This is a genomic window from [Muricauda] lutisoli (nom. illeg.) (genome assembly GCF_017313105.1).
GTDB classification, from domain to species: domain Bacteria; phylum Bacteroidota; class Bacteroidia; order Flavobacteriales; family Flavobacteriaceae; genus Flagellimonas; species Flagellimonas lutisoli.
Window position 1 is genome coordinate 562,460 of record NZ_JAFLND010000002.1, and the last position, 23,193, is coordinate 585,652.

General features: G+C 42.7%; 19 protein-coding genes and 1 tRNA gene. 6 read left to right on the forward strand and 14 right to left on the reverse strand.

Features of this window, described 5'->3' with window-relative positions; genetic code table 11:
- Window position 1: 1 nt before the first annotated feature.
- The 4 genes from J0X13_RS09850 to J0X13_RS09865 form a co-directional block, all read right to left on the reverse strand.
- The gene (locus J0X13_RS09850) at window positions 2-2,419 is read right to left on the reverse strand and encodes an ABC transporter permease (RefSeq protein WP_207071259.1); all 2,418 of its coding nucleotides are present in this window, start codon (window positions 2,417-2,419) and stop codon (window positions 2-4) included.
- 40 nt (window positions 2,420-2,459) lie between these two features.
- On the reverse strand, window positions 2,460-3,155 hold the full coding sequence (locus tag J0X13_RS09855) for an ABC transporter ATP-binding protein (RefSeq protein ID WP_127136420.1): 696 nt from the start codon (window positions 3,153-3,155) through the stop codon (window positions 2,460-2,462).
- A gap of 63 nt (window positions 3,156-3,218) precedes the next feature.
- Window positions 3,219-4,469 (reverse strand): efflux RND transporter periplasmic adaptor subunit, encoded by a 1,251-nt coding sequence (locus J0X13_RS09860; RefSeq protein ID WP_207071260.1) that lies wholly within the window; start codon window positions 4,467-4,469, stop codon window positions 3,219-3,221.
- 8 nt (window positions 4,470-4,477) lie between these two features.
- Window positions 4,478-5,812 (reverse strand): TolC family protein, encoded by a 1,335-nt coding sequence (locus J0X13_RS09865; protein WP_207071261.1) that lies wholly within the window; start codon window positions 5,810-5,812, stop codon window positions 4,478-4,480.
- A gap of 204 nt (window positions 5,813-6,016) precedes the next feature.
- Here J0X13_RS09865 and J0X13_RS09870 point away from each other — a divergent pair, with 204 nt between their 5' ends.
- The 3 genes from J0X13_RS09870 to J0X13_RS09880 are packed head-to-tail and all read left to right on the forward strand — an operon-like array spanning window position 6,017 to window position 9,185.
- A complete protein-coding gene (locus J0X13_RS09870; protein ID WP_207071262.1) occupies window positions 6,017-7,381 on the forward strand; it encodes a sigma-54-dependent transcriptional regulator in 1,365 nt (454 codons plus the stop codon).
- The gene (locus J0X13_RS09875) at window positions 7,381-8,733 is read left to right on the forward strand and encodes a sensor histidine kinase (protein ID WP_207071263.1); all 1,353 of its coding nucleotides are present in this window, start codon (window positions 7,381-7,383) and stop codon (window positions 8,731-8,733) included. Before J0X13_RS09870 ends, J0X13_RS09875 begins: the two co-directional genes overlap by 1 nt.
- 8 nt (window positions 8,734-8,741) lie before the next feature.
- Window positions 8,742-9,185 carry a 3-oxoacyl-ACP synthase gene (locus tag J0X13_RS09880; RefSeq protein ID WP_207071264.1) on the forward strand — a complete coding sequence of 148 codons (444 nt, stop codon included), beginning with the start codon at window positions 8,742-8,744 and terminating at the stop codon, window positions 9,183-9,185.
- Here J0X13_RS09880 and J0X13_RS09885 read toward each other — a convergent pair.
- The 7 genes from J0X13_RS09885 to mce form a co-directional block, all read right to left on the reverse strand.
- Window positions 9,182-9,802: a hypothetical protein gene (locus J0X13_RS09885; RefSeq protein ID WP_207071265.1), complete on the reverse strand. Its 621-nt coding sequence runs from the start codon at window positions 9,800-9,802 to the stop codon at window positions 9,182-9,184. The two genes, J0X13_RS09880 and J0X13_RS09885, sit on opposite strands and share 4 nt — an antisense overlap.
- A 149-nt stretch (window positions 9,803-9,951) precedes the next feature.
- Window positions 9,952-10,311 (reverse strand): hypothetical protein, encoded by a 360-nt coding sequence (locus tag J0X13_RS09890; protein WP_207028587.1) that lies wholly within the window; start codon window positions 10,309-10,311, stop codon window positions 9,952-9,954.
- Between the two features lie 44 nt (window positions 10,312-10,355).
- Window positions 10,356-10,772, reverse strand: a complete 417-nt coding sequence (locus J0X13_RS09895) for a GreA/GreB family elongation factor (RefSeq protein WP_207071266.1) — start codon at window positions 10,770-10,772, stop codon at window positions 10,356-10,358.
- Window positions 10,773-10,979: 207 nt separating this feature from the next.
- Window positions 10,980-12,305 carry a sigma-54-dependent transcriptional regulator gene (locus J0X13_RS09900; protein WP_207071267.1) on the reverse strand — a complete coding sequence of 442 codons (1,326 nt, stop codon included), beginning with the start codon at window positions 12,303-12,305 and terminating at the stop codon, window positions 10,980-10,982.
- A 5-nt stretch (window positions 12,306-12,310) separates the two neighbouring features.
- The gene (locus J0X13_RS09905; protein WP_207071268.1) at window positions 12,311-13,402 is read right to left on the reverse strand and encodes a sensor histidine kinase; all 1,092 of its coding nucleotides are present in this window, start codon (window positions 13,400-13,402) and stop codon (window positions 12,311-12,313) included.
- A gap of 129 nt (window positions 13,403-13,531) precedes the next feature.
- Window positions 13,532-13,605, reverse strand: a tRNA-Ile gene (locus tag J0X13_RS09910).
- Window positions 13,606-13,664: 59 nt separating this feature from the next.
- A complete protein-coding gene (mce, locus tag J0X13_RS09915; RefSeq protein ID WP_207071269.1) occupies window positions 13,665-14,072 on the reverse strand; it encodes a methylmalonyl-CoA epimerase in 408 nt (135 codons plus the stop codon).
- Window positions 14,073-14,174: 102 nt separating this feature from the next.
- Here mce and rbfA point away from each other — a divergent pair, with 102 nt between their 5' ends.
- Both rbfA and J0X13_RS09925 read left to right on the forward strand, forming a co-directional pair.
- A complete protein-coding gene (gene rbfA, locus J0X13_RS09920) occupies window positions 14,175-14,570 on the forward strand; it encodes a 30S ribosome-binding factor RbfA (RefSeq protein WP_207071270.1) in 396 nt (131 codons plus the stop codon).
- A gap of 2 nt (window positions 14,571-14,572) precedes the next feature.
- Window positions 14,573-15,778 (forward strand): ABC transporter permease, encoded by a 1,206-nt coding sequence (locus J0X13_RS09925; protein WP_207071271.1) that lies wholly within the window; start codon window positions 14,573-14,575, stop codon window positions 15,776-15,778.
- Here the strand turns inward: J0X13_RS09925 and dusB are convergent.
- Complete coding sequence (gene dusB / locus J0X13_RS09930) at window positions 15,775-16,767, reverse strand: tRNA dihydrouridine synthase DusB (protein ID WP_207071272.1); 993 nt, start codon at window positions 16,765-16,767, stop codon at window positions 15,775-15,777. The two genes, J0X13_RS09925 and dusB, sit on opposite strands and share 4 nt — an antisense overlap.
- Window positions 16,768-16,819: 52 nt before the next feature.
- Window positions 16,820-19,240 (reverse strand): outer membrane beta-barrel family protein, encoded by a 2,421-nt coding sequence (locus tag J0X13_RS09935; protein ID WP_207071273.1) that lies wholly within the window; start codon window positions 19,238-19,240, stop codon window positions 16,820-16,822.
- 151 nt (window positions 19,241-19,391) lie between these two features.
- Between J0X13_RS09935 and lepA the strand changes: the two genes are divergently transcribed.
- A complete protein-coding gene (lepA, locus tag J0X13_RS09940) occupies window positions 19,392-21,188 on the forward strand; it encodes a translation elongation factor 4 (protein ID WP_207029589.1) in 1,797 nt (598 codons plus the stop codon).
- Between the two features lie 24 nt (window positions 21,189-21,212).
- Here the strand turns inward: lepA and J0X13_RS09945 are convergent, their stop codons facing one another.
- Complete coding sequence (locus tag J0X13_RS09945) at window positions 21,213-23,060, reverse strand: cation:proton antiporter (protein ID WP_207071274.1); 1,848 nt, start codon at window positions 23,058-23,060, stop codon at window positions 21,213-21,215.
- Window positions 23,061-23,193: the final 133 nt, after the last annotated feature.

Genomic DNA, 23,193 nt, shown 5'->3' on the forward strand with positions numbered 1-23,193 from the left:
TTTATTCCGTGCGCAACCCTTTGGTCGGTTTCAGCAAAGCTGCTCCGACGGATTGGTAACTTATGGTGAGCACAGCAATGCCCAGTGCAATGAACCCAGCCATTAAAAATGTTTCCCAACCTATGGTAATGCGGTATGCAAAATCTTCCAGCCATCGATTCATTAAATACCAACCTACAGGAATTGCAATGCAGATTGAAATTAAAATCAACTTTAAAAAATCGATGGTAAGCAATTGATAGATGTTCTTGAAAGGAGCACCCAAAACCCTTCGAATGCTTATTTCCTTCCTTCGTTGCTCCACCATAAAAGCAGAGAGTGCAAATAGTCCCAAGCATGCCACAAGAATGGCAAAAAGCGCAAAACTGTTGAATATTTTGCCCATACGCCTTACATCATTGTGCATTTGAGCAAATTCTTGTTCCAAAAAGGTATAGTTGAGCGCCTGATTGGGTATGTTTTTGTTCCAAACTTTTTCGATGGATGCCAAGGCTTCTGTTGGGTTTCCCTTTTCCAATTTTACGGAAACGGCCCCGAAGTCTTTGCCTATTACCAAAGACAGTGCGGAGATATCTTCTTTCAAGGATTTAAAGTGGAAGTCTTCAATTACTCCGATAATTGTGAAAACTTGACTGTTGTTACTCAATTCTTTGCCAATTGGGTCCTGTAGGCCCAAATCCGAGGCCATTTTGGTGTTGATAACAATGGAGTTGACAGAGTCAGATGCAAAATCTTTGGAAAAACTTCTGCCCTTCTTAAGCTGAATGCCCAAGGTTTCGATATAATCGTAATCCACCTTCCAAATCTGGGCCGGGATTCCCCTTCCTCCATCATCTTTACCTTCTACCATAAAGGTGTTTCCGTTTCTACTGCCGCCGTCAACTGGCAAATAGTTAGTGGATGTCACATTTTTTACTTGTGACAGGGATGATAATTGCTCTTTAAAAGATTCCATCTTTTCACCAAGAATGTTGGTGCCTTCAAGTACAACGACCCGTTCTTTATCGTAACCTAATTCTTTGCTGACGATAAAATCCATCTGTCGGTAAATAATAAGTGTACCTATGATCAAGACGACCGATGTAGTAAACTGAAAAACCACCAACCCACTCCTTAGCTTTCCGCTCTTGCTACCAACGCTCAATTTTCCCTTTAAAACACTCGCTGGCCTAAATGCGGATAAATAGAATGCTGGGTACAGCCCTGCCAAAACGCCTACAATAAGGGCAGAAATCAACAATAAAGGAGCGAACCACCAGTCGGACCAAGGCAACACCATGTTTTTGGCTGCAATCTCATTAAAGGTAGGAAGCAAAACCCAGGCGAACACCACTCCCAAAACAAAGGAAATGATGCTGAAGATCACAGATTCGGTTAAAAATTGATTGACCAGGTTGTTCCTGAAGGCTCCAATGGTTTTTCTGAGTCCTACCTCTTTGGCCCTATTGGCGGATTTGGCCGTGGAAAGATTAATAAAGTTGATAATGGCCAACAGCAATACAAAAATCGCAATGGCAGCAAATAGCCAAACAAACTTTACATCGCCGTGTTTAAGCCCGTCCTGCATTTTAAGGTCGGATTTTAAATAAATGTCCGTAATGGGTTGCAGCTTATATTCTGCGGTTCTCAAGACGTCAAGAAAAGCTTCGGAGCGACCCCGTTTTATCTGTGCCGGAATGATGTATTTTTCAACAATCGAGGACATTTTTTGCTCTAACTCCTGAATGTCGGTGTTAGGGTTTACCAATACATAGGTAAAGTAATTTTGATTGGTCCAACCCCCATAATTATCCTCTACAGGAAGCATAAAATCAAAATCCAGATGTGAGTTTTTCGGCACATCTTTCATCACACCCGTTACTGTATAAGGATTGGAGGTGTCGTTGTCCAAAAATATGGTCTGCTGCAAAGCATTTCCGTTGGGAAAATACTTATCGGCCTTGGATTTGGAAATCACAATGCTTTTGGGATTGGTCAAGGCAGTTGATGCATCTCCAAGCTCCAGGTCAATTTCCAAAATATCAAAAGCCTCCTGGTCCGCAATAATAAAATTCTCCTCAAATGTACTCTCCTGTTCCCCGTTGATTCGAAATCCACGTTTCCCTGCACCAAAAATTTCGATGGTATTGACTTTTCCGGCCTTGTTTATTTCTGGAAAATCAGATTGAAGCGCATCGGCAAATGGCAACTGAAAATGGGTGCTTTTCATGACCTCTCCTTGGAGCACTCCCTGAAAAACCACTCTATAAATTTGATCCTTCTTGGCATAATGCCGATCGTAGCTGACCTCATTACGAATAAATAGGGCAATTAAAAGACAGGCGGCTATCCCAACGGCAAAACCTCCTATTTTAATAAATGTGAAGAGTTTATCCTTTTTGATGGTCCTCCATGCGATATTTAGGTGGTTTTTGAACATGTGATTGATTTGATTGTTTTTTGATTGATGAATTAAACTCCTATACCATGCTTTTCATAGGCTTATTTTGGCTTTCAGTCACAATTTGACCGTCGAACAGATTGATGACCCTGTGGGCATAGTGCGAATCGCGATCGGAGTGCGTAACCATAACAATTGTGGTCCCTTCTTGGTTGAGTTCGGTCAACAGGTTCATCACCTCGATACCGTTTTTGGAGTCCAGGTTACCCGTTGGCTCATCCGCCAAGATCAATTTTGGATTGGTGACCACGGCCCTTGCAATGGCCACCCTTTGCTGCTGACCTCCGGATAGTTGCTGTGGAAAGTGCTTTTCCCTGTGTGCGATCTTCATGCGCTCCAAGACTTTTTGCACTTTTTCCCTACGCTCGGCCTTGTTCATTTTAAGGTAGATCAAAGGAAGCTCAACGTTTTCAAAAACCGTGAGTTCATCGATCAGGTTAAAACTTTGGAACACAAACCCAAGGTTGCCTTTTCGTAGTTGGGTTCGCTGGCTTTCCTTTAGTCCGCCCACTTCATGCCCTGCAAAATTGTAGCTGCCCTCGGTTGGGTTGTCCAGCATTCCGATGATGTTCAGCAAAGTGGATTTCCCGCATCCAGATGGCCCCATAATGGCCACAAATTCGCCTTCTTCCACTTTTAAGTTTACCCCGTTCAAGGCCAAGGTCTCTACCTCTTCAGTTCGGAAACTTTTTTTAAGATCTGTTATCTGTATCATTTTTTGATGGTTGTTTTTTATGTAAAGACTATTCTTTTTTGATTGATGTTACATTCCCACGGATTATTTTAATACAATCCGTTCCGCATCACCGAAACTATCGTAGTTACTGGTAATGACCTGTTCTCCTGGTTGAAGGCCCTCGAGGACCTCATAATATCTTGAATTTTGTTTTCCCAATCGTACATTGCGTTTGATGGCTTCATTACCATCGGGGCCCACCACGAACACCCATTGTCCGCCGGTGCTTTGGAAGAACCCGCCTTTGGGCAACAAAAGGGCATCGTTGGATTCACCCAGTTGCAATCGTATGTTGTAGCTTTGTCCCGCTCGGATGGTCTCGGGTTTTTCGTCCACAAAAACCAAGTCTACGCGGAACCTACCGTTCCTTACTTCGGGGTACACCTTGCGCAAACGTAAACCGTACTCGTTTCCGTTACGTTCCAAAGTGGCGGAAAGGTCACGTTTCACACGATCGATATAATGCTCATCGATATCGGCTTCAATTTTAAAATCTGTAAGTACGTTGATCTGCCCTATACGTTGCCCTTGCGAAATATTCTGACCAATTTCTGCATCCAAAAATCCCAATTGGCCATCTGCGGGAGCTCGAACATTTAAATGGTCGAGTCGTTCATAGACCATGGACAATGTTTTTTGCATCCGCTCCAAGTCTGTGTCCAAACCTTTCAAAGAAGTTTCACGCAATTCATCATCCTGTTCTGTTTGTAGTTTTACGATTTCGTATTGCTTTTGTGCCAATTCGTAATCTTCCTTGGACTTTAAATAGGTTTCCTTGGAAATCAACTCTTCTTCAAAAAGCTCTTGGTTCTGCTCGTAAGCTCGTTTCAAACGTTGCACATCGTACTGTGCAGTGGCCAAGGATTTTCTTCCTTCCACCTGTCTCGAATCAAAGGTGAGTTTGGTGGAACGCAGGTCGTTCTGCTTTAGTGCCAAGTTACTTTCACTGGCCAAAATCTGCTCATAAAGCGCCATGTTTTCCAGCTTTAGGATAATGTCTCCTTTTTTTACCATCGAACCTTCTTCTATCAACTTTTCGGAAACACGACCACCTTCGTAGGCATCCATGTAAATGGTGGCTATTGGCGCCACATTGCCGTTGATGGTTATGTAGTCATCAAACTTGCCATCTGTTACCGAGGAGATGGACAAACGTTCCTTTTCCGTTCTAAAGGTTGACATGGAACTGGCAAAAATCAATTTATAGCCCACAAACAAGAGCAATATGCCCAAGGCGATATAGCCGTAATGTTTGAGTTTAAGTCCTTTCTTTTTTTCTAATTGTATATCCATGGTATGTTTTAGTTGATATTAAAAATGGGCAGTCCGCTGTAAAAATCTATGGTGCTCTGGTTGACTTTTAACCTAAGCCCCACCTGTAAATTTTGATTCTGCGCTACCCCGTACAGGTTTTTGGCCTGAAAGAGTTCCAACGCATTGATCAATCCTTTTTCGTAACGCTTTTGTGCAATGGTAAAGGCCAATTGCTGCGATTCTACCTGTTTTATGCTCTGTTCATATTCTGCTATAAGGGCCTGGTTGTCCTGGACCAATTGCTGCAACAACTGAAAAAGTTCCTGCTCCTGGATCTCCAGGTTGTTCTTTGCCTGCATATAGGCGATTTTCTGTTGCTTCACCCTCGAATGATTGGTCCACCCGTTACTAATGGGAATGTTCAATTGCGCACCCACAAACTTGGATTGGTTATCATTGAACTGTGTCCTAAAAGGTATTACATTGCCATTTTCATCCACATTGGTCTCAAAATAGCTTGTTCCGTAACCAGCAAATAGGGCCAAAGATGGAAATAGCCCTCCCCTAGTGGCCTGTAATTGTTTTTTTGCCGCGGTTACCCGATACTCTTGTGATTTGACCAATGGCACAAATCCCCTTGCCTTTTGGTATAGAGAATCCAATGTAACGTCTTCGTTTACGGAAGCCTCTTCCAAAGTTTCCTGAATAGCAATATCCGAAGCTTCGGTCAAATTCATTTCTTGCAAAAGAGCCAACTTGGCATTGGCCAGTTGGTTTCGGTTTTGCGTCAACAGGAACTTGTCGCCCAAAAGGTTGGATTCCGCTTCGTACAGGTCTGCACCCGCCATTAACCCAAGCTCCACTTGTTTTTCGACCAAATCATAGTTGGCTTGTGAAATTTCCAACTGTTCCAAGGTGTTGGCCACCAATCCTTCGTAAAATTTGATGTCGTAAAAAGCCGTCATTACCCTGAAGGCCAACAAAAACTTTTCCTGTAAAATATCTTCTTGCGTCGCTTTGAAGATGAATTTGGAGGCTCTTATCGAATTCAGTTTTTGAAAACCGCGGAACAGATCCAAACTGGCATTGAGCGAATAATTGTTACTGAAGAATTCCGTATTCACATAATCGTTGGTTTGAGGGTCGGCAGACCTACCATACCTAATTGTATAGTCGGTGGACCCATTTACAGATGGCAATAAATTGCGAATGGATTGCCTGTAAGATTCTCTGCTGGACTCGTTATTATATGAGGTATTCTTTACTTGAAGATTGTGTTCAATGGCATAATCCACACATTCCTCCAGCGTCCAAACTTCTTGGGAGACCCCGATGAACGAAGCCAATAATAATAAGGTTGTTATGTATATTTTTAAATTCATAGTTTCATACTGTGCCAAACTACTTTCTATTCTTATGCCAAAATAGTTTTTTGCTGATTATCAGTTTGTTACATTTATAAAATTACACAAACCCTTTGGTTGGTGTAAAAATTTTGTACAAAAAATGTCCAAATATTTTACAGTTATGTAAAACATATAAGAGCAATTACTAGTTTTAGCCATCAATTTGAACCTGAAAGCCCTATGGTGGATGCCAAGATTTTAGTGGTAGACGATAACAAGAGCGTGTTGAGTGCTCTGGAGATTCTTTTGCAGTTTGAGTACAAAAGCGTTCAAACCATATTTAATCCCAACCAGATTTCTTCTTTCCCTAATCTGCAAGACATCGATATTGTGCTCTTGGACATGAACTTTTCTGCGGGTGTAAACACGGGAAATGAGGGATTGTATTGGCTCAACGAAATCAAAAAAAGGTCGCCCCATACCTCGGTGATTATGATGACGGCCTACGGGGCAGTGGACTTGGCGGTTAGAGCACTCAAGCAGGGAGCTTCTGATTTTGTGCTCAAGCCGTGGAACAATGAGCGTTTAATGACTACGGTAAAATCGGCTTACGAACTGAGAAAATCCAAACAGGAAATCCATGATCTCAAGAAAAAGGAGAATAATTTAAAGCAGGTCATTAATGAGGGGCGAAATTATATCATCGGCCAATCCAAAGCGCTGACCTCCGTTTTGAACCTGGTGGCCAAAGTGGCCAAAACGGACGTCAACGTACTCATTACTGGTGAAAATGGTACGGGAAAAGAATTGATCGCCCGTGAGCTACATCGGCTCTCCAATAGAAAAAATGAGGTCTTTATAAGTGTGGATATGGGCTCCATCGCCGAAAATTTGTTTGAAAGTGAACTTTTTGGGCATACCAAAGGCTCGTTTACCGATGCCAAAGAGGACCGGGCGGGCAAATTCGAGGCTGCTCATCAAGGCAGTTTATTTTTGGATGAAATCGGGAATCTTTCTTTGCAGATGCAGGCCAAACTGCTTTCCTCCATTCAGAATAAGTCTGTGGTTCGGGTAGGTTCCAACAAACCGGTGGATGTGGACATTCGGTTGATTTGTGCCACCAATTGCAATCTGGAGCAAATGGTCGCGGATGGCCTGTTCCGTGAAGATCTGTTGTACCGCATAAACACCATTCATATTGAAGTACCCCCGCTACGGGATCGTAATGAGGATATTTTGGTACTCGCTGATTTTTTCTTGAAAAAGTTCGCCCACAAATACGATAAATCGGGACTGCGCATCAATCAAACTGCACAGGAAAAGCTCATTGAATATCCTTGGCCAGGAAATGTTCGGGAATTACAGCATACCATGGAACGGGCCGTTATCCTATCCGATGGCAGTGTATTAAAACCTTCAGATTTCCTCCTGCATGCCAAACCTATGCAGTCGATGGATGGGGAGCTCATGACCCTAAACGAAATGGAGCAACAGATGATCAATAGGGCCCTGGAGCAAAATGATGGCAATTACAGTGCCGCTGCTGAGCAACTGGGTATATCGCGCCAAACCCTTTACAACAAGTTGAAGAAAAAGAATAACTAATGGCCAGTAGAAACTTTTATATTCAGCTTATCCTTAGGGTTATTTTTATAACCCTTACCGCTATTGTATTGGCCTTTTCCTTGTCTTATAAATCGTATTTTGCTTTCGGATTTTGTGCCATTATTTTGGTGGTGCAGGTGTTTTCATTAATAACCTTTATCAACCGAACGAACCGAAAAATCGCCTATTTCTTTGATGCCATTAAGAACGAGGATTTTACCCTTCGTTTTCCCGAAGGGGTTACCATTGAATCTTTCAAGGAACTTAACCGAAGCCTCAATCGGGTCAATGGTTTAATTCAAGAGGTTCATTTACAGCTTCAAATAAGGGAGCAATATTATCAGGAAATTCTGAAACAGGCCAGCATTGGTATCATGACATACAACGAGAAAGGGCATATCCTTTTTGCAAATCCTACATTAGAGAAATTACTGGATTACACGCCTCTGAACCATATCAAACAACTGAAACAGGTGGATGAAAACCTGTATCAAATCTTCAAAAATTTTAAGCCTTTTCAACGGAAGTTGTTCCAATTATCCAATGAGCGGGAACAAACACAATTGGCCATAAAGTCAACACCATTGACATTGGATCGCCAGTCGTTACAATTAGTCGTGGTACAGGATATTCATAAAGAGTTGGATGAGAAAGAAACGGAGTCGTGGGTGCGACTCATCCGAGTGCTGACCCATGAGATCATGAACACTATTACCCCAATTACCTCCATTTCGGATTCCATCATCAAATATTACCGTAAAGGGGATAAGATCACTCCGATGGAAGAATTGGAAGAGGGTCAAATCAAAAATACCTTAAAAGGTCTGGAGGTCATCAAAGAGCAGGGAGGGGACCTTATGGATTTTGTGCAATCGTACCGAAGTTTATTGCACGTGCCGGAACCTAATAAATCCTTGGTAAAAGGGAAGGAGCTTTTGGAAAAAATCGACGTGCTCATGTCCGCCCGATTGATTGACGGGGAGAGTGAGTTCTCCACTATTTGCCAACCAGAGGACTTGGAGTTCTATATTGACGAAAAACAGATTTCCCAAGTGCTGATCAACTTGGCCAAAAATGGTTTGCAATCCGTGGATTCCACCAAAGGCGGAAAGGTACAGGTGACCGCGGGAATTGATGAAAATGGCTCAAAATTTATCGACATCAGAGACAACGGACCGGGCATTCCACCCGAGGTTATAGACGAAATTTTTGTGCCTTTTTTCACTACAAAAAACGAGGGAACAGGTATTGGGCTCAGTCTTTCCAAACGGGTGATGCAACTTCATGGCGGAAGTATTCAAGTGCGTTCGGTCCCACATACAGAAACCGTCTTCCGACTTACTTTTGCCTAATCAAAATCATGAAAAAAGAGCTTTTAGAATTTTGCTGGAAACAGGTGAACGAACGAACAGAGCGTCTCAAAAAACAGAGCCATGAACTCCAAGAGTCCTTGGGCTCCGAAACCAAAAGCTCCGCAGGTGACAAGCATGAAACGGGAAGGGCCATGGTACAGTTGGAACAGGAAAAGCTTGGCCAGCAATTACAGGAACTCAATGCAACACGAAGCATTCTGAACAAGATCAACGTTGAAAAACCTTCAGACAAAATACGTTTGGGTTCTTTGGTAAAAACAAGTATGGCAGATTATTTTATTGCCATTTCCGCAGGTTCTTTTAAGAAAGAAGGGAATGTAGTTTACTGCATTTCGGCCAATGCACCCATTGCAAGATTGTTACTCGGAAAGGAAAAAGGGGAACACTTTGTTTTTAATGGGAAAGAGCAATCCATTTTAGAAGTGGATTAAGTTTTGTCTTCCACAAGTTCCATGTCCGGTTTATCTTTATGAAAAACGATAATAAGAAAAAGTATTCCTATAATAACCAAAAACACGATTTCCAAACTGGATAACATCTGATTCATTCCGAGTGACCTTTTGGATTGCTGCGTGAGCTGTCTTCCTTCAGATAGTTGTACCTCTGCAAGATTGTCAAGGTTTTTACTTATGCTATGTAATATGGAGACAATTTCTTCTTTGGATCCGTCATTATTGTGCTGATTGGCTTCCAAAGTTTTGAGCGCCGCATAATTTTCATTCAGATTTGATAGATATTGCGCTTCCTCAACTGTTAAATCGGTCTTTTCAAAATCCGTAAGGATATTTTTGATCTCCGGGTATTGTGGAATTGATTTATTGGTCAACGCATTGTTGGCCAAGAATAATTCTTTTTCATGAAAAAGGTTGTTGAGCCTATAAATATATTCCTGAACAACCAGGCGATCTTCAAAAACAGAGTTTACTCCATGCTCAACCGTACTAAAGTTCCTGTTGTTTAACCGGTTAGATGCTAAAACCAATAAAAATGCGGCTGCAAGTACAAAACCTGCATTAATTCGTTGCTTTATTGTTCTTCTTTTTGGCATCTTTTTAGGGTTTTTACATGAATAGAATTAAAAATATAAGTGGATGATATTAAAAATTTTATGTGGATGCAAATCCGCCCAGCTTTTAGCTAACCATTCTAATCGAGCAAATCCAAATGTGTGAGGCCGGGCGGAAAGTCATCAATCAACTACAGTACACTTAACTCGCCAGACTCAAGTGCATTCTTCAAATCTGCTTTGACTACCGGATGGCTGTTAAAAAATCTTTTTCCATCGGTTTTTTTGATTTTTACCATTACGGTACCATCTTTTTTCTCTTTGATTTCGGTAACCACAACTTTGTTGCCCACCACTCTTTTGTAGTTGGCTATCCCTCCTTTTTTAATAATAAAATTGGCCCTGGGAAAATCAATATGTTTGAACTGGGGCGTATCGGGACGCCCAATTTCCAAAACATCGCCAACTTTAACCTCTTGCGGGTTTACGCTTTGTGCGTTGATATTTGTGGTAGCCACCACAAAAAGAAGTGCAAAAATTATCATTCTCATAACTATATATATTTAGGGTTTACAATTAATTTTCATACTTTTTTCTATACATCAAAACTGGATGATAATTGGTGCGAGTGTTCCACACCGACTATCTTGAAGGATTGAACATCCGAGGGAAATCCAAGTTGGATGTAATCGCCGACCGCCAGTCCTACTAAGCTTGCTCCCAGGGTACTTACAATGGAAACCATATTCTTTTTAAGATCTCCTCTGGTCGATGGAACCAGTTGAAACGTTTGTTGTGCTCCCTGCACAAATTCCACCGTTACCTTGGAGTTTAACCGAACCACATCGTCCGGCATATCCATCTCGTCCTCCACCAAGGCCCGATCTACTCTTTCGCTCAACTGTTCCAAGGCGTCCTTATGTGCGTAGTCTTCATAAAACCTATGGAAGTTCAGTATTCGTTTGAGCGTTAGGTAATCCTTTTTTTCCATGATCAAGCTTCCGTATTTCATTTTCATTTCTTAACGGACGGGAGACTGAAAAATCAGCATCCCAGCATTTTTATCATAAAAAGGCAAAGCCTGTGCCATTTGAAAGGACTTTCTTTTCATTTCATATTTAAAACATTGTAAAACAATGATTTACATTTTGTTTTGCTTAAAGTAAAGAAAAGTGTGGGTGGGTGATTTTTACCCGGGTGGGGCGAAATACCCCAGGGTTTATTTAAGTTTTTCGCGCAGTGTTTTACGGTTGATTCCCAAAATTTCGGCTGCTTTGGTCTTGTTGCCCTGAGTGGATAGGAGTACTTCCCGTATGTATTCTTTTTCTTTTTCCTGAAGTGTTTTAAATCCCTTTTCAGGAAAGTCGATTTTGTACTTCAACTCATCGGGAAGGTGTTCTAAAGTGATTTTTCCATCACACATGATTACGGCACGTTGCACCACGTTTTCCAGCTCTCGGATATTGCCTGGCCAAGAATATCGTTTCAACACTTCAAGGGCTTCATCAGCAATACGGACAAAACGGTCCTTGTACTCAATGCCATATTTCTGCATGAATTTGTCCACCAATAAAGGGATGTCCGAAGTGCGTTCCCTAAGTGGTGGCACATCTACGGTAACCACGGAAAGACGATAGAAAAGGTCCTCACGAAAAGTTTTCTTTTGAATGAGTTCGTCCAAATCACTATTGGTGGCAGCTATGACCCTGACATCTAATTTTTCAGGTTTTTGGGAGCCGATTTTGGTAACTTCTTTCTCTTGAAGCACCCTGAGCAATCTATTTTGAACTGGTAGGGTGGCATTTCCGATTTCATCCAAAAAAATCGTTCCCTTGTGTGCCGCCTGGAAAAATCCGTCACGGTTTTCATTGGCACCTGTAAAAGCACCTTTGGTATAACCGAAAAGTTCGGCTTCCAACAAATTTTCGGGAATGGCACCACAGTTCACCGCAATGAAAGGGGCTCTTGCAAATTTACCGGAATAATGGATGGCCCGTGCCACCAGTTCCTTTCCTGTTCCACTTTCCCCGCGCACCAAAACCGTGGCTCGGTTGTCCTTAACCCGATCAATGATCTCCGTAACTTTTTGGAAAGCTTCGGAATCCCCGATCATATCGGCATAACCATTGGTGGCAACAGGTCTTACTTGCGGTCTTTTAAAAGCTTGCTTGGCTTCCTTGCTGGCCAGCGCCTTTTTTACAGCGGCTTCCAGTTCCGCTTTGGTAAAGGGCTTGGTCAAATAATCTGTTGCCCCATGTTTGATCACATTTGACGCATCTTCCACGGACGGAAATCCGGTTACTACCAACTTGGGCATATCCGGATAATGTTCGGCGACATATTTTACCAACTGCAGTCCATCAATCTCTGGCATATTAATGTCCGTTACCAACAGATCTATCTCGGTATCTTTTAAGATGTATAGCGCCTCCTTTACCGAAACGGCCTTGTATGTATGGTAATCCAGCGATTTTAAATGCCGCTGCAGCAGCTCAAGAATATCGATGTCGTCATCAACGAGCAATATGTTCTCCTTTTTCAACAAAGCGCTTACTTTTTAGGGAATTGCAATGTAAAGATAGTGCCTGTTGGGGTATTTGCGGTAACCTCAATACTTCCATGGTGACTCTGCACAATGCCGTGCACTACGCTAAGGCCCAGTCCCGATCCCTCGCCAACGGGTTTTGTGGTGAAAAACGGGTCAAAAATATGGGGGATGGATTCCTCTGGAATTCCAGGACCCTGATCGGCAATTTTTAAAATGACGTTGTCTTTTTCGGTTGTAAGGGAAACCGAAATAGTACTTTTTGGCGGTGCAAAATAGATTGCGTTCACGATCAAGTTGAAGACCACTTGGGTGAGTTGGATTTTATCGATGCGCAGTTGGATGTTGTCTTCGGAGTGTTCAAATTCGCATGAGACCTCGTTTTGGCGCAAGGTGGTTCGAAGCATATTGATGGCGTCCTCGATTACCTCAACCACATTGATGACTTCCCGTGTTTCCGGCATTTCGCAGGCGAAGAACATCAGTTTTTTCACCACTTCCCGCGAAAATATGGTGTTGGTGATGATCTTGTCCAGATCTTTGAGTGCTTGGGGGTCATCGCTGATGTGCTCCTTTAACAGTTCGGTAAAACCCAGAATGTTGGCGAGCGGCGTATTCAGCTCGTGGGCAATGCCCGCAGTGATCTCCCCCAAGATGCGAAGCCTATCCGATTGCTCCACTTGTCGGCGGATGTGCTCTTCCTTTTCTTTGATTTCCTTCCGCTCCAACAAATTGCCCACCTTAAGGCAAACATTGTCCAATAGTTGCTGCTCCTCTTCCAAAAAATCCTTGAGCTGGTATTTTGGGGACGGGTACCCGACCTTTATAATGCCCTGCGGTTTGTTGAATACGGTAATTGCCGACTCCAAAAAAACATAGGCGTCGCCCTTCTCCTCTGTGTTTATAAAGTAATCCGGGGTGGACAGCTCCACATAAGTTTCCTGATCGAACTGCCAAGCTCGCTCCAAACATTGCACAATACCGAGCAGTGCCGTTTCCATATCGTCATAATCACAATTGACGATAAGTGAGGTTACCTCATACAAACAAGTAAGTTCCTTAATGCGTTCCTTGAGTTTTTGTTCGGCCGTGAGCATGGTATTCTCCTTTATAGCAAATTAGTGAATTCTTGGAATTCGGTTGATATATGTTTTAAGGAGTTGTTTGGGAACGAACCATTTTAATTAAAAAACCCTTCCAAATCAGAGACTTGAAAGGGTTTTATGTGGTCCCACCTGGGCTCGAACCAGGGACCCCCTGATTATGAGTCAGGTGCTCTAACCAGCTGAGCTATAGGACCCGCATTTTGCGGATGCAATATTAGTGTTTATTTTTCTTCAGCGCAAGGTTTTAACGGCTCTACCCTTCTTTTATTTCTTGGCAAAGCTCTACCAGTACACCATTGGTGCCCTTTGGATGTAAAAATGCGACCAATTTGTTGTCTGCTCCTTTTTTGGGTGTTTCATTCAAAACAACAAAGCCTTCGCCTTTCAACCGTTCAATTTCAGAAACAATGTCTTCCACCGCAAAGGCAACATGATGGATGCCCTCTCCCTTCTTCTCCAAAAATTTGGCAATGGGACTATCGGCCTTGGTCGCCTCCAACAATTCAATCTTATTGGGGCCTGATTTAAAGAAAGAGGTCTTTACCCCTTCCGAGGCCACTTCCTCAACCTTATAATGGGGCACGCCCAAAAGTTTTTCAAACAACGTATTGGATGCTTCCAAGTCCTTCACTGCAATTCCGATATGTTCAATTTTATCCATAGGAGCTATAATACACTTTAAAATGTTCACCTTTTTTCAAAATTACACACTGTAAATGGTTAATAGCGTGAGGTTAGTCATTAATTCGCTTATTTTTGCAGTATGGAGGAAACACAACGACAGAAAAAAATAGCAGGAATCATTCAACAAGACCTAGCCGATATTTTACAGCGTGCCGCTACCGATGGTGGCCTCAAGGGAACTTTGATATCCGTGTCCAAGGTTTCCGTAACCGTAGATCTATCCTTGGCCAAGGTGTATGTAAGCATTTTTCCGAATAAGGATGCCAAAGCGCTGTTGGAGGGCATCAAAGAGAGTCAAGTGGCCATACGCCACGAATTGGCCCAACGTACCAAACACCAGTTAAGGCGTGTGCCAGAGCTCAATTTTTATCTGGATGATTCCTTGGAGTACATCGAAGGGATCGAAAAATCATTGAAGCGAGAAGAAAACCCTATCGAGAACAGGGACCTGCTCGACAAACGTAAGAAATCCTGATTTTGAATTTTCCCCTTTATATCGCAAAGCGTTACTTACGGTCCAAAAGCAGCCAAAATGCGGTAAATATCATCAATTTCATCACTTTTTTGGTGATTGTGATAGGTTCCGCGGCCCTGTTTATTGTACTTTCCGCTTTTGCAGGTCTAAAGACATTCAGCCTTTCCTTTTCCAATACCTTTGATCCCGATTTGAAGGCTTCCCCCACAGTGGGCAAGCATTTTACCCTTTCTGAGGATGAAGCATCGGCCCTTGCTGAAATCGAGGGGCTGGCCAATTTTTCCAAGGAACTGGAAGAGCGGGCCTACCTGACTTATAAAGAAAAAAGTACCATTGCCTACATTAAAGGGGTGGACGAAAACTACCGCGCCGTTACTGGGGTAGACAGCACCCTTATTTTTGGGAATTGGGGTTCCGATGTGTACAATGGTGTTATTGGCTTTGGGATTTACAACCTTTTGGGCGTACCCATGAACAACAGGACCGCTATGGAAGTTTTGGTCCCTAAACCTGGCGAGGGTTCTTTTTCACAACAAGGGCTTAATTCCAAGCCTTATAACGACCTTGCCTTGGTGGTGAGCGGCGTGTATGCTGTTGAGGAGTCTTTGGACAAAAAATATGTTTTCGCCCGTCTTCCTTTAGTTCAAGATCTTTTACGGAAAGATAGTACCGAAATCTCAGGCATCAATTTTAAATTGATGGAAAATGCATCCCCAAATGACGTCAGGAATTCCATTGTCGAGGTTTTGGGTGAAAAAGCCTCTGTTTTGACACGTAGGGAACAGAACACCTCACTCTACCGTATGCTGAACACGGAAAATTTGGCCACCTATTTGATTTTTACCTTGGTGTTGATCATTGCCCTTTTTAATGTTGTTGGGGCCATTATTATGATGATTTTGGACAAGCAACAGAACTCCAAAACGCTATTCAGTCTTGGTACAACGATCAAAGAATTGCGCCGTATCTATTTTATCCAAGGCATATTGGTTACCTCTTTTGGTGGGTTGATTGGTGTGCTGATAGGCTCTTTGTTGATCGTGTCCCAACTGGTATTCGGATGGTTGAAGATTACCCCTTCACTGGCCTATCCTGTGGAATTCAATGTCCTTAACTTGTTGATTGTAATCGGAACTATAGTGGTCTTGGGCTTTATCTCTTCAAAAATTGCGAGCAGCCGAATCACCCATAAATTGATTTCCGCTTAAGCGAACTGGTAATCCCCGAATTTTTCCTGAACCTCATCAAAGGCGGCAAAAACATCTGCAGCATCGTCGCTGGTCACCATTTTCATTCGGTATTCCTTAAAGTGTGGTATGCCCTTAAAATAGTTGGTGTAGTGCCTTCTTGTTTCAAAAACACCCAGTTTTTCGCCTTTCCAATCGATGGCCATTTGTAAGTGTCTTCGGGCTGCCTCAACACGTTCCTGCATCGTTGGGGGCGCTAAATGCTCGCCTGTTTTAAAATAGTGCTTTACTTCCTTAAAAAACCAAGGATATCCAATGCTTGCCCTACCGATCATGGCCCCGTCCAATCCGTATTCGTCACGCATTTTTACCGCCGCTTCGGGGGTATCCACGTCACCGTTGCCAAAAACCGGAATGTGCATCCGTTGGTTGTTCTTTACCTCGGTAATGGGCTTCCAATCGGCTTCGCCCTTGTACATTTGCACACGGGTACGACCATGAATGGAAATGGCCTCAATACCAACATCCTGCAATCTTTCAGCAACTTCAACAATTTTGATGGAGCTTTGGTCCCAACCCAAACGTGTCTTAACCGTTACGGGCAATTTGGTTCGCTTTACGATTTCCTCGGTCAGCTTTACCATCAAAGGAATATCCCGCAAAATACCTGCGCCGGCATTTTTGCTCACCACCTTTTTAACAGGACAACCAAAATTGATGTCGATGATGTCGGGATTGGATTTTTCCACGATATCCACGGCCTGAAGCATAGAATCCAGTTCAGCACCAAAAATCTGTATGCCCACAGGACGTTCCTTTTCATAAATGTCAAGTTTGATGACACTCTTGGCGGCATCCCTGATCAATCCTTCGGAAGAAATAAACTCGGTATACACCACATCGGCGCCCTGCTCCTTGCACAATTTACGGAAAGGAGGGTCGCTCACATCTTCCATCGGAGCTAGAAGAAGCGGAAAATCAGGAAGTTCTATGTTTCCAATTTTTGGCAAATCCTACGGTTTTTTGGACTGCAAAAGTACAAAATAGCTTAAAACCAAAAAGCTAGTCCTGCGATTGAAGTCGATCTCGCTCATTTTTATCGATTCCACGCTCGTTATCCTCCAACCGGAAGTTTCCAAAGTTATAGGTAAACCCAAAGCGGATAAACTGCGTTTCGGGGCGTCTTCGGTAAAAGTTGTCCTGGTTGAGGTACTGCGAACGATAGGTGGGCACGTACTGCTCCAAGATATCCTCTGCAGCGAGCGAAAGGGTGATTTTATTATCGAACAAAGTCTTTCTTAAACCAATGGTCAAATTAAATTGCTCATCGGATACATACGACCCAAAAAGAAACTTGGAAATATAGGTGCCGGTAATCTCTCCGGTAAAGGTCCCGTCCTTGGACAAGGTCAAATAATTGCCCAAATAAGCATACACTCCGTTCACCTCGTTCGTAAAGGGAACGTTGCCACTTTCTTCGGCCAAATAGGTCTCTTCTTCGTGGAACAAAGAGGTGTAAGCATACATAAACCAAGCAGGGGCAATGGCTTTGCTCAAGGTAAAGTCCAATCCATAGGATTTACTGTCCAACACATTTTGTTTGAGTTCCACCAAGGTTTGGTTATCGTTGTCCTGAAATACCAAATAAGCGATGTTACTTCCATTATCGCGATAGTACACATCAAAGAAATATTCGCTGTTTAGCGTATAGTTAAAGTTGAAATTGTTGCTGAAGCTGGGCCTTAGCCCAGGGTTTCCCTCCTCATAATCATTTTCATTGTAGAAAAACCGGAAAGGATTCAAGTCGTTGTACTTGGGCCTGTTGATGTTTCGTCCATAATCAAAAGAAAAGCTATGCTTATCCGATGGCGAGTAAAGCAAGTACACGGACGGAAACGGTTCAAAAAAATCTTGGCTATTGGTCTCTCCCAAAGTAATGGAGTTTCCTTCGGCCTTGGTGAGCTCTCCGCGAACACCCAACTTCATGGACCATTTTTCCCAGTTTTTCACAAAACTCAAATAAGCGGCGTACACGTCCTCATCATAAATATACCTGTCCGACTGTGAAGCATCGACCGTATTGCTGGTTCCATTAAAATTGAAAAAGTTCATCGTGTTTTCCGAGGTAATCGATGAAATCTTCGCTCCGGACTCAAAAGAAGCACTGCCGATCGGGGTAGCATAATCCAGTTGTCCCGTAAAAATCTTTATTTCTTGGTCCGAGTCGGTATCAACCCCGAAATCCCTCAAAAACGCCCCGTCGGCATCAAAATAATCGGAGGACAGCCGTTGGAACATCTCCCCATTAAAGTAGGTATAATGGCCATTGGCCCTGATTTGAGCACCCTCTTTTTTTAACTTGTGCACGTAGGTCAGGTCGAATGCCAAGTTGGTATTGTCCATGTTGGCATTGTTCTGTGTGGTAAACGTGGAATCCAATTGAGCTTGGCCATTCCTCATTTCATTATCAAGAAGTGTTTGTTGCTCTTGATCTAGATTGAAAAGTAGGTTAGAAGTGACATTCAAGTTATTGCGCTCATCAAAATCGTAATCCAAAATAAAGCTCGCATTTTGCGATTGAGACCGGTCCGTTTGGTTGTAATCCGTATCCCAAACAGAAAAAACGTTGTTGGCATTATCCATAAAATTAATGCCCTTTCTGGTTTTATTGACCTCTTTTTTAGGGTTGATGGTATAGTTGGCAAACAGATTGAGCTTGTCCGTTTTGTAATAATGACTGGTTCCTATACTGAATTTAGGAAAAACGGCCTGTGTGAAGGTTCCGTTGACGCTCCCCTTATATCCTGGAACAATATTTTTACTGGTCACAATGTTCAATATGGGGCCGCCTTCGGCATCATAACTCGCTGGAGGATTCGCTATTACTTCCACCGATTTAATGTTGGTCCCCGAAAGCCCCTGTAACAAATCCTGCACCTCTTGTCCCGAAAGCTGTACTTTTCTATCGTTGAGATAGACCGTCGCATTCTGACCACGGATCAACAGTTCATCTTGGTTGACGATCACCCCAGGCGTATTTTTAAGGATATCCCATGATGTTCCTTGGGAAACCACCGTGTTTTCTACCGAAAAGACAAGTCTGTCTGGCAATCGTTGCAGCTTTGGTCGTTGCGCACTGACCACCACCTCATCCAACTCGTTGCTTGCCATAGGAATAATCAATGCTCCAAGGGAAACATCATTTTTAATATCCAATGCTCTTGGCTCGGAGCCCCTGCCCACATAACTGGCCTGTAACAAATAAAGGTTTGGTTCCACCTGCAAAAGCTCAAAAAAGCCCTCCTCGTTGGCAGAAGTCCCTTGAACAAAAGTGGAGTCGGTAGCTTGCAGCAGTAAAATATTGGCGTACGGTATTGTCTGATTTTGTTCGTCCACCACCTTTCCAGTTATGGTAAAGGTTTGGCCGTATGTGCCACATATTGTAAAAAACACCAATAAAACAATAGAGGTGAGGTTCTTCATTAGAGGTTTGGGTTGAACATCAAATCTAAGAAATTATTTTTGAGCGGAATAGGAACGAATTTTCTTATTCAGAAAAAACCATATACAGGTATTTAAAACAATTATATTTGCAGTTGATTATATCCTTTTTTTAGGGTATGTTATTGTTGATATGGAGAAGATCAGGAATTTTTGCATTATTGCACATATAGACCACGGTAAAAGTACCTTGGCAGACCGTTTGTTGGATTTTACAGGCTCGGTGACCGAACGTGAAAAACAGGACCAGTTATTGGACAATATGGACTTGGAGCGCGAACGCGGTATCACCATTAAGAGTCACGCCATTCAAATGGACTACGAGCACAATGGTGAAACCTACACCCTTAACCTCATCGACACTCCTGGTCACGTCGATTTTTCATACGAAGTATCTCGATCTATAGCAGCTTGTGAAGGTGCCCTATTAGTGGTAGATGCAGCACAAAGCATTCAGGCACAGACGATTTCCAACCTTTATTTGGCACTGGAAAACGATTTGGAAATTATACCCGTCCTCAACAAAGTGGACCTTCCCAGTGCAAACCCCGAAGAAGTTACGGACGATATCGTGGATCTTTTGGGTTGTAAGCCCGAAGAAGTAATTCCCGCCAGTGCTAAGACGGGGATTGGTATCGAAGAGATTTTAACGGCGATCATTGAGCGTATTCCGCCGCCTAAAGGAAACCCCGATGAACCCTTGCAAGCCTTGGTTTTTGATTCTGTTTACAACCCTTTTAGAGGGGTTGAGACCTATTTCCGTGTGGTTAATGGAGAAATCACCAAAGGACAAAAAATTAAATTTGTTGCCACGGGCAAATCCTATGAAGCGGATGAAATTGGGACGTTAAAACTTACCCAAATCCCTAAAAAGAAGATTTCAACTGGCGATGTAGGCTATTTGATTACAGGAATTAAAGACGCCCGAGAAGTAAAAGTGGGAGATACCATTACCGATTCGGCCAACCCGACAAAAAACCCGATCGGCGGGTTTGAAGATGTAAAACCTATGGTTTTTGCCGGTATTTATCCCGTGGATACCGAAGATTTTGAGGATTTACGATCTTCAATGGAAAAATTGCAATTGAATGACGCCTCTTTGGTGTTTACGCCCGAGAGCAGTGCTGCTTTGGGCTTTGGATTTCGATGCGGGTTCTTGGGAATGCTGCACATGGAAATCATTCAAGAGCGTTTGGAACGAGAGTTTGACATGACAGTTATTACTACGGTTCCCAACGTAAGCTATCACGCTTATACCACCAAAGGGGACCTAGAGCCTATCATCGTTAACAATCCAAGCGACTTGCCCGACCCCTCAACTATTGATAGGGTCGAGGAGCCATATATTAAAGCAACAATCATAACCAAAGCTGATTTTGTGGGTAACGTAATGTCCCTTTGTATAGAAAAACGTGGGCAAATCGTTAATCAAACATATTTGACCACGGAACGGGTGGAGTTGGTTTTTGATATGCCTTTGGCAGAAATCGTTTTTGACTTTTACGACCGTCTAAAAACCGTTTCCAAAGGATATGCCTCGTTCGACTATTCTCCAATCGGGATGCGACCTTCCAAGTTGGTGCGGGTGGATATACTGCTAAATGCGCAACCTGTTGATGCGCTATCGGCCTTGGTTCACTTTGATAATGCTTACCACATCGGTAAAAAGATGTGCGAGAAATTAAAAGAACTGATCCCAAGACAACAGTTCGACATTCCGATTCAGGCTGCGATTGGATCCAAAATAATTTCCAGGGAAACCATAAAAGCCTTGCGAAAGGACGTTACGGCCAAATGCTACGGAGGGGACATTTCCCGTAAAAGAAAACTTTTGGAAAAACAGAAAAAGGGTAAAAAACGGATGCGCCAAGTCGGGAATGTGGAAATTCCACAACAAGCATTTATGGCCGTTCTTAAATTGAACGATTAACTGTCGGCCATCTTAGGATAAAGGTTACTCCTCATCGTCATTATCCTCATCCAAATCCAATATTTTACCCAAATAAACTAATTTATAGCCTTCTCCTTTAGGGGTAAAATCCTTGCTGTTGGCCGGAATGATCTCGATACTTCCATTTGGGGATTTGGTAAACAGGGGAACAATATCCCGCTCCTTGTAGGTAATGTCGATCAATTTGTCATAGTGCTCTTTGTTCTCAAGATCAATTTCATGAATGGTTGGGTGCTTACGTACTGTATCCATTAGTTGGATGAAGTCATCGGTATGCGAAAAGAGTCCTTCTTTTGGATTATTCTCCGGATCGTTCACTTCTTCGGTGTTTACCAAACGGAACGCTCCATTTTCACCAAACTGTTTTTGGAACTTGTTGATTGCAAACTTGTTGATGTCCGAATTCCCTGTTAGGGCCATCAAGTAACCCATATCGTTCAGTTCGATATTATCCGTGAGCGTATCCGAAAAAATGTTGGCCGTCATGGCTTCAAGCCCCAATTTTCTCGCCTTTTCCACATTGTTCTGGTTATTGTCGATAAGTACAACGTGCCTGTTGTTCTTTCTCAAATAATTACCGATCAATCTGGACAGTTTGGAAGCACCGATAATCAAAATACCTTCGGACTTCTTCAGGAACACTCCAACAAGTTTGGCAAAAAGTCGCGCCGTGGTGGCATTCAATAAAACCGTGCCGAGCACAATCATAAACACCAAGGGTGTGATATACTCTGCCCCAGGCTCTCCTCTCTGCATTAACTTGGAGCCAAAGAGAGACGCAATACCAGCTGCCACAATACCCCGAGGGCCTACCCAGCCGATAAAAAGTTTTTCGTTGAATTTTAAATTTGAACCTTGTGAACTCAAAAACACCCCTGCTGGTCGAATTATAAAAACAATTACGGCAAACAGCACCAACGTTCTCCAATTATAAATCAACTCCATATCACTAATATTGATGTTGGCCGCCAGCAGTATAAAAAGTATGGAAATCAACAGTACACTGAGGGATTCCTTGAAATAGAGTAGTTCCTTTATGTTGGGCAGTTTCATGTTCCCCAATACCATACCCATAACAACCACGGCCAACAAACCGGATTCATGGGCAAAAAGGTCCGATTCCACATAAACCAACAATACGGTACTCAACGAAACTACATTGAGCAAATAATGTGGAATAAAATCTCGTTTTATGGCAAAGGCCAAAGCATGTGCAAAGGTGAAACCGAAAGTGGTCCCGAACAGGATAATTTTACCGAACTCAACAAGTGCCGTTTGGGTAAAGGCTTGCCCTTCCCCAACACTTATAAACTCAAACACCAATACCGCTACCAAGGCACCAATAGGGTCTATTAGGATTCCTTCCCATTTTAGTACGGCGGACACATCTTTTTTAAGAGGAATGTTCCTTAAAATAGGGGTGATTACCGTTGGTCCCGTAACAATGATCAAACCGGAAAACAAAAAGGAAATCTGCCAAGAAAGTCCAAAAATATAATGTGCTGCTACACCAGCACCAAAAAACGTAACAATCGTCCCGATGGTAATCAATTTGGTGATCACTGGTCCAACATTGGATATTTCGGCCCTTTTTAATGTTAGTCCGCCTTCAAAAAGAATGACACTAATGGCCAAAGACACAAAATAGTATAATCCTTCACCAGGAAACAGCCCTTTTTCGCCGTTCCAAATAGGTTCTATAAGTTTTGATCCGTCTTCTGTATATAAAGTTGCTATGGGGCCTACCAACAACCCTATCAATATAAGGGGCAAAATTGCCGGCAATTTAAACCGCCAAGCCACCCATTGAGCAATAATGCCAAGAATTATAATTCCAGCAAGTTCGAGCATGGTCTAAGTTTTGTGGAAATTTACTGTTTTTCTTTTAGATAATCATTCTAGACGGCTTTAAGTGGGCAGAAGGAAAAGACCCTATCTCCTTAAACTTTGCCCTATTTAGTGGCACTTATCTTCTTTTTGTTAA